The following is a 16,118-nucleotide window of genomic DNA, read 5'->3' as shown; positions in this document are numbered from 1 at the left end:
GGCTCAGGCTCCATACATCGCGTTGCCTTCGTAGTCGAAAAAGCCCTTTCCGGACTTGCGCCCGAGCAGGCCCGCGGCCACCATGCGCCGCAGCAAGGGCGGAGTCGCAGCTCGCGGATCCAGCGTGATCGGATAGAAAGCCTCGCAAAGCCTCACCTGCGTATCGAGTCCGATGAGATCGATGAGTTCGAGGGGCCCCATCTTGTATCCGAGCCCGGCCTTTATCGCCTTGTCGATGTCCGCTGCGCTCGCCACCCCCGCCTCCAGCGCCCGGATCGCGTCGTTGTTGAAGGGCACCAGGAGCGCATTCAGAATGAAGCCCGGCTTGTCCTGTGTTCTGACCGGTATTTGGCTGCAGGCTTTCGTCCACGCCCAAGCCGATTCGAACGTCTCTTCCGACGTCAGAATGCCCGGCGACATCTCGATCAACTTCATCAGTTGCGCAGGAAGGCAGAAATGCATCCCGACCACGCGTGTCGGCACCTTCGATCCTGACGCGATCTCCGTGATCGAGAGTGTCGAGGTGTTGGAAGCGAATATCGTGTCTTCGGAGCATACCGCGTCGAGGCGATCAAGCAACTTTTGTTTCGTCGCGAGGTCCTCGAACACCGCCTCTATGACGAGATCACAATCTTCCAGAGCGGAAATATCTGTAGTCCGTGACATCGCGCCGACTATGGCGTCGCGTTTCGACGCCTCCAGCTTGCCGCGTTCGACCGACTTATCGAGAAACGCGGCCGACTGCTTTGCGCTCCTTTCGAGAGCGTCCTCCTTCATGTCATAGGAAATGGTTCGAAAGCCCGCGCGCGCCGCGACCAGCGCGATGCCGGCCCCCATGGTCCCCGCAGCGCCGCAGACACCCACCGTCTTTATTGTTCTCGTCATTTCCCTGCGAAACTCCTGCCGATAAGCTGTCGGTGCACCTGATTGGTACCCTCCCAAATCTGCGTGATCTTGGCGTCGCGCATCAGTCGTTCGACGCGGTAGTCGCGGCAATAGCCGTACCCACCGAACATCTGCACGGCCTCGGTCGAAGCACGCATCGCGAGGTCCGACGCGCGCATCTTGGCCATGGATGCCTGGACGCGGAAGTCCTTCGCGCCCGAATCGATGAGGCCCGCCAGATGATCCAGCCAACAATCGGACATCGCGAGATCGGTCGCGAGATCCGCCAGCATGAACTGGTTGGCCTGGAAGTCCACGATGCGGCGACCCGATTGCTTGCGCTCGTTCATGTAGGCCGTCATATCGTTGAAGGCAGCCATCGCGATTCCCATCGCGTGCGCGGCGATGCTCGGGCGGGAGCGGTTCAATGACGCCAGCAAGATCCGAAGACCGTCGCCCGGTTCTCCGATCAGGTTCGCGCGCGGCACACGGACGTCATCGAAGCGCAGCGCGGCAGTCGACGACCCGCGGTGGCCCATCTTGTCTTCCAGGCGGAGGACTTCGAAACCGGGAGCCCCCTTCTCGAGCACCAACACCGAGATGGCTTTCTTCGGTTCGTCGATCCCTGCGAATTTGCCGAACAGAAGAATGCGGTCTGCGACATCGCCGTTGGTGATGAAGAGCTTCGAGCCATCGATCACGATTTGGTCGCCGTCTGGAGTAAATCTCGTCTTCATACCCGTCGCATCGGATCCGGCGGATTCTTCCGTGATGGCCAGAGACGCCAATCCGCCTTCGGCGATACGCGGCAGCAGACGGGCCTTCTGCTCGGTCGTTCCGAACTCGATCAGCGGCTTCATCGCATGGAAGTTCGTAGCATAGATGATGCCGGTCGCGGCACAGGCTGCGGAGATGCGCCTGACGATCGCAAGGTACAAACGGAATGAGGTGGGCGCTCCGCCGAATTCCTCCGGCACGAATACTCCGTTCAGGCCGAGCCCGTTGATTGCCTTGACGTTGGTCCACGGAAATTCGCCGCTCGCGTCGACATGTTCCGCGTTCGGTGCTATCACCTCATCACAAAGCCGGTCGACTTGCGACAGGATGAGCTTGTCATCGTCGCTCCAGTTGCGGCTGCGCTCCAGTTCGTCGAAGATGGACATCTAATGGTTCGCTCCCTGGCAGCCGTCGATGTAGATTGTCTCGCCCGTCAGGAACGCGATGTTCTCCGCATAGAGCGCGCCGACGAGGCGCGCGACTTCGTCGGGAGATCCGGCCCGACCGACCGGCACGCGGCGTTTCAGCCACGCCCGGACCTTGTCGCTCGCGAGAAAATCACGGTTCAGATCGGTCTCGATGTAGCCGGGCGCGACGTCAAGCACGCGAATGCCGTCGCGCGCCCACTCCGCAGCCAGACAGCGGGTGATGGCGCCGACCGCGGCCTTGGACGCGCAATAGGCGAGGTTATCGATCACCGCGAGCTTGTCGAAGAAGGAACCTATGTTAACGATCAGGGAATCGCCCGCAAGCTTCAGATGCGGATAGCTTTCTCGGCAGGCGACCATGACGGCCGATGCGTTCAGCCGCATCGTGGCTTCGAAATCCGACAGCGAGAGCTCGACGGTCCGCTTTGCCTCATGGGCGCCGGCGTTGTTGACTAGGCCGATGACCGGTCCCTCCAACGCGATCTTCGCGATCGCTCCCGAGATCGCGCTTTCGCTCGTCATGTCGCAGGCATAGCCAGTGCCGGCGGCGGTAGCTCCACTCCGGGAAAGACCGGCGACCGCAAAGCCCCTGCGATCAAGTTCGAGCGCGATGGATCTGCCTATGCCTCGGCTCGCGCCGGTAACGATAATCTGCCCCTTACGCATCCTTAAACTCCGGCCTCCGCTTCTCGATGAACGCAGACATGCCCTCGTTGGCATCAGCCGTGGCATATGCCAGCGTCGAGAGGTCAGCCTCGATCTTCAGTCCTTCGTGGACAGGAACATCCAGCGCGCGGGAAACCGCTTCTCGCGCAAACCCCTGCGCCAATAGACTGAAGGATGAGAATTCGTGAGCGAACGACAGCGCGGCGTCGACCACGTCGCCCTCGACGATCCTGTGCAATAGTCCGACGCGCAACGCCTCCTCTGCTCCGACCGTCCGACCGAGCATGATCATCTCCATCGCTCGCGCTTCGCCGATCAGTCTCGGAAGCCGCTGCGTCCCTCCATATCCCGGAATGAGACCGAGTTTGATCTCCGGAAGTCCCAGTTTCACACTCGGCGTCCCGATCCGGAACGTGCAGGCCAACGCGAGCTCCAAGCCACCGCCAAACGCGAAGCCATTGATTGCGGCCACGGACGCAAAAGGCAGCCTGTCAAGTTTCGCGAAGGCCGCCTGGCCGAGCTCCGCCCCACGCTTGCACTCGATCAGCGACCGGTCGCCCAGTTCCTTGATGTCGGCGCCGGCGCAGAACGCCTTTTCGCCGGCACCGGTGACGATCAGTGTGCGCACCTTCCAGGTGCCCACCTCTTTCAGAGCGTCCGATATCTCCTGCAGCACACCGAACGAGAGCGCGTTCAGCGCCTCCGGGCGGTTCAGACGCAGCAACGCACAATCGTCCAATTTCGCGAGTTCGACCGCCATGAGCTAATTCCCGAACTTGCGGGTATCCGGCTTTCGCTTTTCGGCAAACGACGCCGACAGCTCGTGGCTTTCGTCGGTCTCCAGGTACGGCCGCAACAGGAGATCGTGAGAGATGCGTGCCAGGCCGGATACTCCGCCGTGCCGGGCGTTGAACGCGCCCTTGATCGACGCCAGAGCAAAGGGGCCACGCTCGGCGATCTCCATCGCGAATTTGCGTGTTTCTTCCTTGAGCTTGTCATCCGGAACGACCTTGTTTATCAGTCCGATCTCGAGCGCCTCCGCCGCCGAGATCTTCGGATTGCGGAACCACATCTCCTTCGCCTTCTTTTTCCCGACGAGATCCTCGAGATACCAGGTACCGTAACCAGCATCGAACGAACCCATCATGGGGCCGACCTGGCGGAAAACAGCGCTTTCCTTGGCGATCGTGAGATCGCAGACGACCTGGAGGACGTTTCCGCCGCCGACGGCGAAGCCGTTGACGCTCGCGACCACCGGCTTCTGCAACCGATCGATGGACTCGTACATTTCCAGGGTCGGTAGCACCCCGGCATACAGCATGGTCTTCTCCATGCCTTCCTTGCGACCGCCGATGCAGAAGAACTTGTCGCCGGCTCCCGTCAGGACGATGACCCGAGTTCGTGTTTCGCGGCGGATCGCGTTGATGCAATCGCGAATTTCGTGGCACATGTCGACCGTGAACATGTTGCCGTCCTGAGGTCGATTGAGCGTGATCGTGCCGATCGGGCCGTCTTCTTCGTAAAGGATAGTGCTGAAAGACATTGCGTTCCTTTCCGTTTGTTCTTGGGTTGATCAGCGTCGGCTATTGCGAGCCGGCATTCGAATCGTCCGTCGTCAGGCGAATGAGCCCACGAGCGATGAAGGATTGTTTTGGACCGTGTGCATTGCCTTCATCCGTCCATCACGACGACCGCTTTGCCGCGGATCTCGCCCTTTTCGATCAGTTCGAGCGCCCTCGGCAGCTCCGCGAACGAAAACTCCTTCATGATGTACGGCTTCACGGCGCCAAGCCTCCACAATCTGAAGATCTCGTGTTGCACCGCCGCTATTCGGTCCGGGGCCCGATCGCGATAATCGCTCCACTGCAGACCAGCTATCGAGATGTTCTTGACCAGCAGGTAGTTGACCTTGACCGTCGGAATGTCTCCAGCGGCGAAGCCGACGACGACAAGCCGTCCGCACCAGGCCATCGTGCGCAGCGCCGCGCCCAGAAAATCGCCTCCGAGCGGATCGATCACCACGTCGACGCCTCTGTTCTCGGTCGCCGCGAGAACCTGAGCGCGCAGCTGCTCCCTCTGGCTCGGCAACGACAGATCGACGACGTGATCGGCGCCATTTTCCTTCACCAGCGCCGCTTCGTCCGCGCTGCGGACCGCAGCGACCGTCGTCGCTCCCATGGCCTTTGCAAGTTGTACGGCCGCCAGGCCTATGCCGCCAGCCGCGCCACCGACGAGCACATGTTCCCCTGGCTTCAGTTGAGCTCGATCGACAAGAGCGAGATAGGCCGTCTGATAGACCAACCCCATCGCCGCCGCCGCAACGAAGGACATTCCGTCGGGGAGCCCGAATGCCTGTTGTTCGGCCGCCAGCGCCTGCTCGGCGAAGCCACCATACTCCACGTGACAGAGCACGCGATCGCCACGAGCATAGCGAGTTACACCTTCGCCGACATCTAGAACGACGCCGGCGAAGTCCTTGCCGGGCGAGAAAGGCCGCTTGGGCAGCACCTGATATTTGCCGGCAATCACCAGCGTGTCCGGAAAATTGATTCCCGCGGCGCGGATACCCACGCGGATCTGTCCGTCTCCAGGAATGAGATCCGCGACGTCGCTGCACCGTAAACTGGACGGTGGACCATGCTCTAATACCTGAAAAGCTCGCATAAGGCTTGCCTACCCAGCCAATTGTTCGTCATTGTCCGCGCCCAGACGCGGTGAAGGCACTACGTTCGACCCGCGAAATTGCGGGCTTATCGGCACCGGAAGCGCCGGAATCGATCGACCGCCGGCCGAAATCTCTCGTGCGAGCAAGCCGCGGGCTTCGACATGAGGGTCAGCCACCGCATCCTTCAAACTGGCGACGATGGAGCAGCATACGTCCTTGCCCTCGAAGATGGCCCTCCAATCGGCCGCGGTTTTCGTCGCGACGATGCGGCCGACCGCGTCGATCGCCTCACGTGGGTTGGCATCCGACGCGCGCATCTCGGGCGGGAGGCCGATCGCCGAACAGAAGTTTTCCCAGAACTTGTCTTCGATGGGAGCAGCCGCAAGAAAACGATCGTCCGAAGTTCGATAGATTTGGTACCGAGGACTGCCACCGGTCACCAACGCGTCGCCACCGGCGGGCCATTGGTCGGCCGCAAAGCCATTGCCCAAGCCCCAGTACGCCAAGCTCAGCAGATTTTCTCCCATCGAAACGTCAAGATACGCGCCCTCGCCCGTCTTCTCGCGCCTGTGCAGCGCCAGCAGGATGTTCGTTACTGCCGGGTAGGCGCCGCCGGCGAGATCGGCGATCAGCACCGGCGGGATCACCGGCGCGCCGTTCGCGCCCGCGCTCAGGCCGAGGATACCCGACTCGGCGAGATAATTGAGGTCGTGTGCCGCCATCATCGCCTTCGGACCGGTTTGCCCCCATCCGCTGATCGCGCAATAGATCAGATGCGGATTGATGGTCTTGAGCGCTTCGTACCCCAAGCCCAGGCGGTCCATCACCCCGGGGCGAAACTGCTCGATCAAGACGTCAGCCTCGGCGACGAGCGGACGCAAGCGTTCGAGCGCGTCGGGGGCCTTGAGATCGATAGCGACGCTGCGCTTACCCGCGTTGAGCAATGCGAAGTTGACGCTGTCGTCGCCGAACTTCGGCAGGTAGCTCCGCATCTCGTCTCCGCGACCGGGTCGTTCGATCTTTACGACATGCGCACCCGCCTCGGCCAAGATCAGGCTCGCGAACGGACCCGGAAGCAACGTGCTGAAATCGACAACTCGGATACCTTCGAGGGGACGCATGTTGTTAAGGTTCCCTGCTTGAAACCGATCACGCCGTGCGCGCAGCGACCGTGGCCCGGATGGGCTGGGGCTGCAGTTGATTGCGCTGTACTTGGAGAATTAGCTCGCGCTTCATAATCTTTCCGCTCGCGGTCAACGGAAACTCTTCGACCCGCAGGAAGTATTCCGGCATGTCGTATTTCGAGAGACCTTCACGACGGAAGTGATCCATCAGATCCTTCGGTTCAACCAGACCTGATACTGCGATGCAAACGCGCTCGCCCAAACGATCGTCCGGAACAGGGAAGGCGGCAACGCGACCCACGGCCGGATGGCGGAGAGCAATCGCCTCTATGTGCGACGGATAGATGTTGTGGCCGCCCCGGATGATCAGGTCCTTCAGTCTCCCTTCGATCCGGAGGTTGCCGCTGGCGTCCATGACGCCAAGATCGCCGGACAAGAACCAGCCGCTGCTGTTGAAACTACCTTCCGTCACGGTCTGGTTGCCAAGATAACCCAGCATGAGCGCGGCACCTCGGCCGCCGATGTGCCCTAGCTCGCCAGGTCGCACTTCCTTATCGGGGTCGGCCGGATCGAACAACTTCACCTCGTACGATTTGCCGCCACGCCCACAGGTATTCACGATGATCTCCGCGGAGTCGCCGGGATGGGTGTACTGATGCGAGGAGCTTTCGGTCATGCCGTAAACATTCTGCGGTGTGATGCCCTGGCTAACGAATGCGGCTGCCACACTCGGCGGAATGGGAGCGCCGGCCATGTAGAAGGTTTTGACGGAGCCGAGTCTCTCGAGGCCGGCCTCCCGCTGTTCGGCGAGAATGTCCATCGCGTGCGTGGGCACGCCGAGGATATAATCGGCGCGTGTCGTCTCGATCCAATCGAGGCGGCTCATGCCGGGCGGCGGATCGGCGGTCACGAACCGTCCGCCAGCCAACAGCCACTGCGCCACCCCTACCCACGCGATGTGGTGCGACAGAGGCGAGAGGGAAAGCAGCACCGTACCGGGGCCTCGTTTCCAATCCTCGACCAGGTCCCGCGCGTTCGCGAGCAGGGTATTGTCCGAGTGCATGACGCATTTCGGTGCGCCGGTCGTCCCGGACGTGAACGCAAGGTACGACACTTTGTCGGGATCGGTGCACGGCGGAGTATTGTTGCTCGCCGGCGCGGGAAAGGTTTCGGGCGTGTAGACGACCTTCAGGCTGCTAATTCGGACGAGAACGGAATCGAAATCCGCCGTAGCGCGATCGGTCCCCCAACCATCTTCAGTCAGAAGCGCTCTCGCCGAAAGCGTCCTGATCAATTCACCTACTTCCGCACAAGTGTAGGTCTTGTGAACAGACGGATTGCAGGCAATGCCTTCGCGAGCGCAAGCCAGGAACGTGACGATGGCCTCGGCGCGGTTCGAGAGCCAGATCATCACCCGGTCGCCTCCGACCAGGCCATATTCGCGCAGGTTGACGGCGACCCCATCGGTCCAATTCTTGAGTTCGCTCCACGTCAGCGTTCGGCGCGCGTCCTGCAACGCGGCAGAATTGGGTCGCTCGGCTGCATGATGGCTCAGCAGGTCGTAAAAGGTGTCCTGGCGCCATGCGCCGGAGCCGTAGAAGCACTTTGCGTCTGCAGGGCGATGGAGGGTCAGGTACGGTTTCATCCCAATCTCGCTAAGCGGCGTTCGTTGAACGAATTTGGAGGTGGCTGACCAATTCATCAGCAACACCTGTGCCATCCCGACACCTCTAGTGCCGGGATGGCGAAGGGCATGTTTTCTCGATTGTCTTGGGAATGATCTTCAGGCGATACCCCCAGCGCAGGCCTGCGACTCCCGCAACCGTCCTCGTCGTATCCACGTTGTCCTCGGCGAAGACACATCGGAATGCTGCCCGCACACACAGCCGTCGGCAGCCGCTTCCTCGGTCTATTTCTTGATGAGCGGGCATTCGCTTTCGGACAGCGGTCGATAGGCCTCGTCTGCCGGGATGGTCGCTACGACCTTCATGAGATCCCACTCGCTCTTGGATTCGGATGGTTTCTTAGCCTGAAGCAGGTACATGTCGCGCATCATCCGCCCATCGTCGCGGATGCTGCCGTGCTTGGTCATGAAATCTTCCACCGGGAGCTTTTTCATCGCGGCCACAACCGCCTTGGCGTCATCAGTGCCGGCCTCCCTCACTCCCTTAAGATAATGGAGCGCAGCGCTGTAAATTCCAGCCTGAAAGGATGTCGGAGGCTTGCCGTGACGTTCCGCGAACCGCTTGGAGAACGCTCGCGTCTCTTCGTTTTGGTCCCAATAGAAAGCTTCGGTGAACAACAGACCCTGGGCCGCTTCCAACCCTAGCGAGTGGATGTCGGTCAACAGAACCAGCATGCCGGCCATCTTCTGCCCGCCAGCGATGATCCCGAAATCCGCCGCGCCCTTGATCGCGTTGATCGTATCGGATCCCGCATTGGCTAGGCCGATCACCTGGGCCTTCGAGGACTGAGCTTGCAGGAGAAATGAAGAAAAATCAGATGAGTTCAACGGAACGCGCACCGCGCCGAGCACCTTGCCTCCTTTCTTCTTGACGACCGCCGCCGTATCGGCCTCCAACGCATGTCCGAAGGCATAATCTGCCGTGAGGAAAAACCAGCTATCCCCGCCTCCGTTCGCTATGACCGCGTTGGCCGTGCCGTTCGCCAAAGCATAGGTGTCATAAACCCAATGCATTCCGAGCGGGGAGCACGATTTCCCCGTGAGAGCGGTCGACCCTGCCGACGTGGTAATCGAAATCTTCTTTTTCTCTTGCGTGATGCCTTGGACCGCGAGGGCAACCGCCGAATTGCCCAGCCCCATGATCACGTCTACATTCTCCACGTCGTACCAACGTCTGGCGATCGCAAGGCCCACATCCGCCTTGTTCTGAAGGTCGGCGGACACGACATCAATCGGCTTTCCGTTCACCTGACCACCGAAGTCTTCGACCGCCATCTTGACCGCCACGACGTCGCCCGGTCCCTGAATGTCCGCGTACGGGCCCGACATATCGTCCATCACGCCGATCTTGACGACACCGTCGGAAATCTGAGCGTGCGCCGGCGATGCCAAACAGAGGACTAGACTGGTCACCAGGACACAGATGCGACGTCTATTCATTCCATCCTCATTCTAGCTCGATATTCCACCCTACCTTTAGCAAAGAGAATGCCAGCGCCGGGAGGCCCAAGATTTTGAAGTCGCGGGGTGGCCAGCCTAACGAAAAGTGACCGCGCGAAGGACAAATGTCTTCTAAGACAACACTCAGAGACTGTCGGCCGGGTGAGGAAATATCGCGGGGTTGCCCCACCAATGCGTGCGGTAAGCCCTCTCACGCTCAGGATATGGATCGAAAGAGCCAGGTTCGCACAACTTGCGATCCCGGCAAGTCTAGCTCCAGCGGTTGGCTCTATTGTTGCCGGCGCAAGTCCTCCGGGAATGTCCGAAATTCTGTGTAAGCGATTTCTGTGAAGGTTGAAGTTGGTGTTTAAGGCATTGAAGATTGGCATCAACCGCATGGCGGACAATTCTGCTTGGCCGGACCGAGCGGTCAAGCCGCGCAGCGGCGCGCCGCAGGAGCTTGACGGCCAAGGTTCGGACCAAGCGATCATCGTCGGCGCCGTGATGTCGATTGTGCTCATCAGCGGGCGGTTCCTGGAAACCGAGCGCCAAAGTGGATGGCGAACTGGCCCATTGCGGCGGTCCACTCGACCGGCCGCCGCCAATGAACGCCGGCGTTCCTGATGGCGAGGAACATCAGTTTGAGCGCCGCCTCGTCGGGTCGGGAAGCTGGCGGGGGTCTTGATGATCTTGCGCAGCGAACGATGCAGCGCCTCGACCGCATTGGTCGTGTAGATCATCTTGCGGATGCTTGGAGCGAAGGCGAAGAATGGCACCACATGCTCCACGCATTGCGCCAGATCTGGCCGATTGCGGGATAGCGCTTGCCCCATTCGGCCTCGAACTCCGCAAGCCTGAGCGCCGCCGCGTCGGCGCTCTCGGCCCGATAGATCGTCTTGATCGAGGGCAGGATCGCCTTACGGTCCTTCCAGGAGACGAAGGCAAGGCTGTTGCGGATCAGGTGCACGATGCAGTCTGCACCAGGGTCTGCGGGTAGACCGAGGTGATCGCTTCCGGAAAGCCCTTCAGCCCGTCGACCACGGCGATCAGGATGTCGTTGACGCCACGTGTCTTGAGTTCGTTGACGACCCGCAACCAGAACTTGGCGCCTTCGGTCTGCTCGATCCAGAGCCCGAGCACGTCCTTCTCGCCGTCGCTGTTGTAGGCCAGCGCGGCGTAACTGCCTTGTTCTTGACCAGGCCCTAGTCACGAATTTTGACCCGCATCGCATCGAAGAACACGATCGCGTAGACGCGTCGAGCGGCCGGCTCTGCCATTCCCGAACCTCATCGAGGACGGCGTCGGTCACCCGGCTGATCATATCGGGCGAGACCTCGGTGCCGTAGAGCTCGGCCAGGTGGCCTTGGATCTCCCGCACCGTCATGCCGCGGGCGTAGAGGCTTAGGATCTTGTCGTCGAAGCCATCAAACCGGGTCTGCCCCTTGGTGACGAACTGCGGCTCGAAGCTGCCTGCTCGGTCAGCTCCGCGCCGAGCGCACGCTCAATCAAGGCCTTCTTGAGCTGTTTGAACAGCCCGTTCTCGCCAGTCAGGTCCTCTGGCTTGCTGTAGTTCGCCAGAAGCTGGTCAAGCAGTTCAGGAGTGATCGTCGAATCAGTCCTCATGTGAGTCTCCCCTCAAAGGTAAACTCACATACTTATACATCCTTCTGGACACCCTCGCGACTTGCTCGGCAAGGTGAGGCTGGCCGAAACAGGTCGCAGCCAACTTGGGCCACCTTAACTTTTCTTGCGTCGAAGCTTTTCGATCAGTCTGCGCTGCTCCTCGATGTCCTCGCTTTGGCTCTTCTTTGTTGGCCATTATTAGTCGCCCGAACGATCTGCCCGCACTGGGACTTGAATCCCGCAGGTAGACGTCTTTAGGTTCCAACCCGCTCCAACAGATCGTGCCCCGTTGCGTGGTGTAGCTGGCGGCGGGAGACCGCGTTCACCGGCAAGAGCCGGGGCAGGTCAGCTGGCGATCGCCGGAAGGCTGACGGTGGGATCATCGCTCAATGGCGCGATGGTTTCCAGCGTCATGTAGCGGGCGCGCTGGACGGCCCATTCATCGTTTTGCTCGAGCAGGATCGCGATGAGGCGAACGATGGCATCTTCATTGGGGAAGATGCCGACGACCTCGGTCCGGCGCTTAATCTCGCCGTTCAGGCGTTCGATCGGATTGGTCGAGCGGGAAGGTCATGTAGGCTAGCACATCGGTCTCGGCCTCGTCCAGGAAGCCGGCAAGCTTGGGCAGCTTGGGACGGAGCTGGTCAGCGACCTTGCGCCACTGCATGCGAGCGGGCCTCGGCATCGTCCTGGGCGAACGCGGTGGCGATGAAGGCGGAGACGACGCGCCGGCCGCTCTTGCCGGCATGGGCCAGTGCGTTGCGCATGAAGTGGACGTGGCACCGCTGGCCAACTGGCATTGAGCACCTTGGCGACGGTGGCCTTGATACCCTCATGGGCTTCGGAGACAACCAACTTGACACCACTCAAGCCGCGGCGGCGAGCTTGCGCAGGAACGCCGTCCAGAACGTCTCGGCCTCGGACGGGCCAATGTCCATGCCGAGAACTTCGCGCCGGCCGTCGCTGTTGACGCCGACCGCGACGATGACTGCGACCGACACGATGCGGCCATTCTGGCGCACCTTCACGTAGGTAGCATCGATCCACAGATACGGCCAGTCACCCTCGATCGGACGGGCGAGGAACGCCTTCACCTTGTGGTCGATCTTCGCACAGAGCGGGCTTACCTGGCTCTTGGAGATGCCACTCATCCCCATCGCCTGCACCAGATCGTCGACCGAGCGGGTCGAAACGCCTTGCACATAGGCTTCCTGGACCACGGCGGTGAGCGCCTTCTCTGCCATCCGGCGCGGCTCCAGGAAACCCGGGAAGTAGGAGCCCTTGCCCAGCTTGGGGATGCGAAGCTCGACGGTGCCGGCCCGGGTTTCCCAGATCCGGTCGCGGGGTAGCCGTTGCGCTGGGCCAGACGCTCGGGGTTCTTCTCGCCGTAGGCTGCACCGGCCTGGCCTTCGACTTCCAGCTCCATCAGCCGCTGGGCGGCAAAGCCGATCATTTCGCGCAAGAGATCGGCATCAGGGGTCTTCTCCACGAGCGTGGCGAGGTTGGCGTTGCGCCGGCCGACAATCTCGTCGACAAAAGCCCGGTAGTCATCGAGACTGGCGAAGTCGCGCGTGCCCCGCAGCAGCAGCGCATCCTCCAGGGCTAGCTTGAAATGAGATGCCTGCATTGTTGCGCGTTGGCGCCACGCCGTAATGGCCCATCAGTCCGGCGTAGCGCTGTGTCAGATCCTCCCGCGCATCGGCCGCCAGATTGCGGAACGCCGCCGACAGGCTGTCGATGCGATGCTCCCGCGGCACGCCGCCGAGCGCCCACAGGGCGTTCTGCAGGCCCTCGGCCAGGGCGACGAAGCTTTCGCCGCCGAGTACGACATGGGCATGCTCGAAGCCGGACAACGCCAGCCGGAAGTGATAGAGCCAAGCCTCACTCGCGATGGTGATGCCGAGCGCGCTCGTGCCGGTGAAGTCGGACAAACCCAGGCGGCCGGGCTCGTGCTCCTGGCGGAAGATCACGTCCTGTTCGGGGCCGTTGAGCCCCGCCAGGCATTGATGCGCCGCTCCAGCGTGCGTCGGATGTTGGGGGCTAGGTCGGGATGCCGTCGGCGCAGCTCGTCCAGCACGCCGATCACGCGGATGCCGGGCGCAGCCTTCAGGATCGGGACGATCTCGGTCTCCCAATAAGGCGCGAGCGGATCGGACCGGCGCCGGCCCCGCGGCGTCTTCTTCTGCGATGGCAGGCGCGAGTCGCCCTCGATCCGATAGGCACTCGCTTTCGGGAACCCCGCCTTGGCCGTGGACGAGTTGCTGACAGTGAGCGAGCGCTACAGAGGAAGCAGTCGGCCTGACAAGAAGAGGATCATCGACGAGTTTGCCGCTGCGGCAGGTTATCACCGGAAGCACGCGATGCGCGTATTGCGTGCTGGTCCGGCCCAAAGCAAGCGTAGGCATCACGGCCGTCACGGCGTATCTACGGAGAAGCCGAGCGCGGGGCGCTGATTGTGCTTTGGGAGGCGTCGGACCGAGTATGCGGCAAGCGCTTGAAGGCGATCATACCGACACTGATCGAGGCGATGGAGCGCCACGGCCATCTGGCGCTCACCGCCGAAGTACGTACATCTCTCTTGTGGATGAGCGCGGCCACGATTGATCGAGGGCTGCGGCCCCAGCGCGAGCAGTGCAGCCCAAAGCGTAGGCGAGCGGGTGCCATCTCAACGATTCGCCGCTCGATCCCTGTGCGCACATTCTCGGACTGGCGCGATCCACCTCCTGGATACGTGGAAGCGGATCTTTTCGCACATTCTGGTCCGGTGACGCGTGGGTCTTTCGTGCAGACGCTGGTGATCACGGATATCGCATCGGGCTGGACTGAGCTGGCGCCGCTCGTGGTTCGCGAGCAGACCGTGCTGGTGGATGTACTTCGCGAGGTCCGCCGTAGGCTTCCATTCCCGTTGCTGGGCTTCGACACCGACAACGATACAGTGTTCATCAACGAGACAGTACGTGACTACTGCGCGACGGAGAAGATCGAGTTCACGCGATGTCGGCCGTATCGTAAGAACGATCAGGCGCACGTTGAGCAGAAGAACGGCGACATCGTTCGGCGAATGGTCGGATATCGCCGATACGAAGGGGTCGCGGCAGCCGAGCAACTGGCGAAGCTCTACGCGCCGGCTCGACTGTTCGTGAATGCCTTCCAGCCGTGCTTCAAGCTCGCTGAGAAGACGCGCAACGGTGCCCAGGTGAAGAAGCGCTATCACAAGCCGCTGACGCCGTGCGACCGACTGCTGACTGATGGTCGTGTGGACGCCGTATCGCGCCAGCGCATCGCCGAGCTTCGTGCCGATCTCGATCCGGTCCGGCTATTGGCCGAGATACGCAGCGCACAACGAGCACTTCTCCGCTCGCGGACGCGGCGGACAACGCGTCGATCGCGGCCTCGAGGTCGGAGCCGACGGTGCCGCTCGACAGCTTCGTCGCCGGGCTGCGCACCGCCTGGCAAGGTGGGGAGATTCGTCCGACATCTCAGCCGAAGCTGAAAGCAAAGCGCGGCCGGCGCCGTCTCGACCCTCTCGTCGCGGTGACCAATGATCTGCATTCCTGGTTCGACGCCGATCCGTCCTTGTCCGGTCGTCAGTTGCTCGACCGATTGCAGGCCGAGTACCCCGGAGAATATCCGGACGGGCTTGTACGCACAGTGCAACGGCGCCTAAAGATCTGGCGTAGCGCCATGGCACATGAACTCGTGTTCGGGCGAGATCTGGGAGCCTCCGAAGCTACTCTCGCAGACGCACAGCGTCCGGAGCCAACATCAGCCGCAGGTTTGCAAACCTAAAGTCCATCCGGATGGACCGAGCGTGGCGTCGTGCTCGTCACCGTCAAGGTGTGGCCTGTCGACTTCGGCCCCAGCCTCCAGGTCGATCCGACGGCCAACCTTGACGGCGCCTGCGCGCGCCGCCATCGGGCTGCCATGCCGGAAAGGACAATTGCGCGATGCGCGGCATCGCCTCACTTGACAGGAATAAACGAAAATAGGCTCGGGAACAAACTTGGGTGAGGCAATACGAAGTCTCACCTTGATCGCCGCCGCGCAAAAGACGCCACGGGTGGCCGGCTTCAGATCGGAATACCTGGCCGGCTTCGAATTGGAACGCATGGCCGGCTGCGTTGGAATCCGCAACCATGCGCCGATGGGGCCTGGCGGTCGGCCCTCAAGTGCTCAGGCAGGTTCATGATCGGGTCGTGAAGCTTGCCCATGAGAACGGCGTCATCGCGAGACGGCGGATGCGCGTGGACACGATCGTCGTGGAGACCAACATCCACTATCCGACCGACAGCACGCTGCTGGGGGACGGAGTGTGGGGTGTTAACCCGGACCATGAAGAAGATCACGGGGATCGTCGGCGCGGCCGGAACCAAGCTGCATGACCGCAGCCGGAGCGTGAAGCTGCAGTCTGTTCGAGATCGCGCGAATAGCGCGCGCCAAGGTCCCGCTCAACCGGGACCGGCTGCAGCGGCGGTATCGTCGCTTGCTCGATACGACGAGCCGGGTCGCAGGACAGGCGAAGCGGTTCTCGGCGGAGATATCGCAAGGCGTAAAGCGATCGGCGGATGTTCTGCAGCAATCGCGCTGGAGGGCCTGCGCGCGGAGCTTGAGGAGATGGTGCCGCTGGTGCGGCAGGTGATGCGTCAGACCCGGGCGCGCCTCTTCCATGGCGACACCCATGTCGAGGGCAAGATTCTGAACGTGTTCGAGCCGTCGACCGAGGTCATCCGCAAGGGCAAGGCCGGCAAGCCCAACGAGTTCGGCAAGATGATCAAGCTGCAAGAAGCCGAAAACCAGATCATCGTCGACTATGAAATCTACGCACA

The 16,118-nt window shown here is 61.6% G+C and carries 13 protein-coding genes and 6 pseudogenes; 3 read left to right on the top strand and 16 right to left on the bottom strand.

Going from position 1 to position 16,118, the window contains the following annotated elements; translation table 11 throughout:
• Positions 1-3: 3 nt before the first annotated feature.
• From K410_RS0135220 to K410_RS0135180, 9 genes are all read right to left on the bottom strand, one after another.
• Positions 4-885 carry a 3-hydroxyacyl-CoA dehydrogenase family protein gene (locus K410_RS0135220; protein ID WP_024342786.1) on the bottom strand — a complete coding sequence of 294 codons (882 nt, stop codon included), beginning with the start codon at positions 883-885 and terminating at the stop codon, positions 4-6.
• Positions 882-2,048, bottom strand: a complete 1,167-nt coding sequence (locus tag K410_RS0135215; protein WP_024342785.1) for an acyl-CoA dehydrogenase family protein — start codon at positions 2,046-2,048, stop codon at positions 882-884. Before K410_RS0135215 ends, K410_RS0135220 begins: the two co-directional genes overlap by 4 nt.
• On the bottom strand, positions 2,049-2,756 hold the full coding sequence (locus K410_RS0135210) for an SDR family NAD(P)-dependent oxidoreductase (protein WP_024342784.1): 708 nt from the start codon (positions 2,754-2,756) through the stop codon (positions 2,049-2,051).
• Complete coding sequence (locus K410_RS0135205) at positions 2,749-3,516, bottom strand: enoyl-CoA hydratase/isomerase family protein (RefSeq protein ID WP_024342783.1); 768 nt, start codon at positions 3,514-3,516, stop codon at positions 2,749-2,751. Before K410_RS0135205 ends, K410_RS0135210 begins: the two co-directional genes overlap by 8 nt.
• A 3-nt stretch (positions 3,517-3,519) precedes the next feature.
• Positions 3,520-4,299: an enoyl-CoA hydratase-related protein gene (locus K410_RS0135200; RefSeq protein ID WP_024342782.1), complete on the bottom strand. Its 780-nt coding sequence runs from the start codon at positions 4,297-4,299 to the stop codon at positions 3,520-3,522.
• A 128-nt stretch (positions 4,300-4,427) separates the two neighbouring features.
• The gene (locus tag K410_RS0135195) at positions 4,428-5,420 is read right to left on the bottom strand and encodes an NADPH:quinone oxidoreductase family protein (RefSeq protein WP_024342781.1); all 993 of its coding nucleotides are present in this window, start codon (positions 5,418-5,420) and stop codon (positions 4,428-4,430) included.
• 9 nt (positions 5,421-5,429) lie between these two features.
• Entirely contained in the window at positions 5,430-6,542 is a 1,113-nt protein-coding gene (locus K410_RS0135190; protein ID WP_024342780.1) for a CaiB/BaiF CoA transferase family protein, read from the bottom strand.
• Between the two features lie 28 nt (positions 6,543-6,570).
• Positions 6,571-8,190 carry a class I adenylate-forming enzyme family protein gene (locus K410_RS0135185; protein ID WP_024342779.1) on the bottom strand — a complete coding sequence of 540 codons (1,620 nt, stop codon included), beginning with the start codon at positions 8,188-8,190 and terminating at the stop codon, positions 6,571-6,573.
• A gap of 264 nt (positions 8,191-8,454) precedes the next feature.
• Complete coding sequence (locus tag K410_RS0135180; RefSeq protein WP_024342778.1) at positions 8,455-9,669, bottom strand: ABC transporter substrate-binding protein; 1,215 nt, start codon at positions 9,667-9,669, stop codon at positions 8,455-8,457.
• 360 nt (positions 9,670-10,029) lie between these two features.
• Between K410_RS0135180 and K410_RS40750 the strand changes: the two genes are divergently transcribed.
• Positions 10,030-10,293: a hypothetical protein gene (locus K410_RS40750; RefSeq protein ID WP_196232426.1), complete on the top strand. Its 264-nt coding sequence runs from the start codon at positions 10,030-10,032 to the stop codon at positions 10,291-10,293.
• A 92-nt stretch (positions 10,294-10,385) separates the two neighbouring features.
• On the opposite strand, the pseudogene K410_RS41365 reads toward K410_RS40750, so the two are convergent.
• The 7 genes and pseudogenes from K410_RS41365 to K410_RS40745 form a co-directional block, all read right to left on the bottom strand.
• Positions 10,386-10,809, bottom strand: a pseudogene (locus K410_RS41365) (transposase); the annotation flags it as partial.
• A gap of 172 nt (positions 10,810-10,981) precedes the next feature.
• Positions 10,982-11,089: pseudogene (locus tag K410_RS41360) on the bottom strand (transposase); the annotation flags it as partial.
• Positions 11,071-11,292, bottom strand: a complete 222-nt coding sequence (locus K410_RS41355) for a hypothetical protein (protein ID WP_024342774.1) — start codon at positions 11,290-11,292, stop codon at positions 11,071-11,073. The gene K410_RS41355 and the pseudogene K410_RS41360, both read right to left, overlap by 19 nt.
• Before the next feature lie 345 nt (positions 11,293-11,637).
• Complete coding sequence (locus K410_RS41350) at positions 11,638-11,793, bottom strand: hypothetical protein (protein WP_433994223.1); 156 nt, start codon at positions 11,791-11,793, stop codon at positions 11,638-11,640.
• A 22-nt stretch (positions 11,794-11,815) separates the two neighbouring features.
• Complete coding sequence (locus tag K410_RS41345; RefSeq protein WP_283805292.1) at positions 11,816-11,959, bottom strand: hypothetical protein; 144 nt, start codon at positions 11,957-11,959, stop codon at positions 11,816-11,818.
• Positions 11,937-12,581: pseudogene (locus K410_RS38115) on the bottom strand (transposase). The gene K410_RS41345 and the pseudogene K410_RS38115 overlap by 23 nt, the downstream one beginning before the upstream one ends.
• Before the next feature lie 215 nt (positions 12,582-12,796).
• Positions 12,797-13,546, bottom strand: a pseudogene (locus K410_RS40745) (IS21 family transposase); the annotation flags it as partial.
• On the opposite strand from K410_RS40745, the pseudogene K410_RS39025 reads away from it, so the two are divergent.
• Positions 13,536-15,081: pseudogene (locus tag K410_RS39025) on the top strand (integrase catalytic domain-containing protein). The pseudogenes K410_RS40745 and K410_RS39025 overlap by 11 nt on opposite strands.
• A 335-nt stretch (positions 15,082-15,416) precedes the next feature.
• A pseudogene (locus tag K410_RS41170) lies at positions 15,417-16,113 on the top strand (ISNCY-like element ISBva1 family transposase); the annotation flags it as partial.
• Positions 16,114-16,118: the final 5 nt, after the last annotated feature.

This window comes from Bradyrhizobium sp. 22 (assembly GCF_000482425.1).
GTDB classification, from domain to species: Bacteria; Pseudomonadota; Alphaproteobacteria; order Rhizobiales; family Xanthobacteraceae; genus Bradyrhizobium; species Bradyrhizobium japonicum_B.
The sequence above is the reverse complement of the archived record's forward strand: the minus strand, read 5'-3'. Positions and strand labels throughout refer to the sequence as shown.

What these genes read in the sequence shown, in the direction of transcription:
- K410_RS0135220 (WP_024342786.1), bottom strand. Translation starts at nt 885, where the DNA reads ATGACGAGAACAATAAAGACGGTGGGTGTCTGCGGCGCTGCGGGGACC.
- K410_RS0135215 (WP_024342785.1), bottom strand. Translation starts at nt 2,048, where the DNA reads ATGTCCATCTTCGACGAACTGGAGCGCAGCCGCAACTGGAGCGACGAT.
- K410_RS0135210 (WP_024342784.1), bottom strand. Translation starts at nt 2,756, where the DNA reads ATGCGTAAGGGGCAGATTATCGTTACCGGCGCGAGCCGAGGCATAGGC.
- K410_RS0135205 (WP_024342783.1), bottom strand. Translation starts at nt 3,516, where the DNA reads ATGGCGGTCGAACTCGCGAAATTGGACGATTGTGCGTTGCTGCGTCTG.
- K410_RS0135200 (WP_024342782.1), bottom strand. Translation starts at nt 4,299, where the DNA reads ATGTCTTTCAGCACTATCCTTTACGAAGAAGACGGCCCGATCGGCACG.
- K410_RS0135195 (WP_024342781.1), bottom strand. Translation starts at nt 5,420, where the DNA reads ATGCGAGCTTTTCAGGTATTAGAGCATGGTCCACCGTCCAGTTTACGG.
- K410_RS0135190 (WP_024342780.1), bottom strand. Translation starts at nt 6,542, where the DNA reads ATGCGTCCCCTCGAAGGTATCCGAGTTGTCGATTTCAGCACGTTGCTT.
- K410_RS0135185 (WP_024342779.1), bottom strand. Translation starts at nt 8,190, where the DNA reads ATGAAACCGTACCTGACCCTCCATCGCCCTGCAGACGCAAAGTGCTTC.
- K410_RS0135180 (WP_024342778.1), bottom strand. Translation starts at nt 9,669, where the DNA reads ATGAATAGACGTCGCATCTGTGTCCTGGTGACCAGTCTAGTCCTCTGT.
- K410_RS41355 (WP_024342774.1), bottom strand. Translation starts at nt 11,292, where the DNA reads ATGAGGACTGATTCGACGATCACTCCTGAACTGCTTGACCAGCTTCTG.
- K410_RS41345 (WP_283805292.1), bottom strand. Translation starts at nt 11,959, where the DNA reads ATGCAGTGGCGCAAGGTCGCTGACCAGCTCCGTCCCAAGCTGCCCAAG.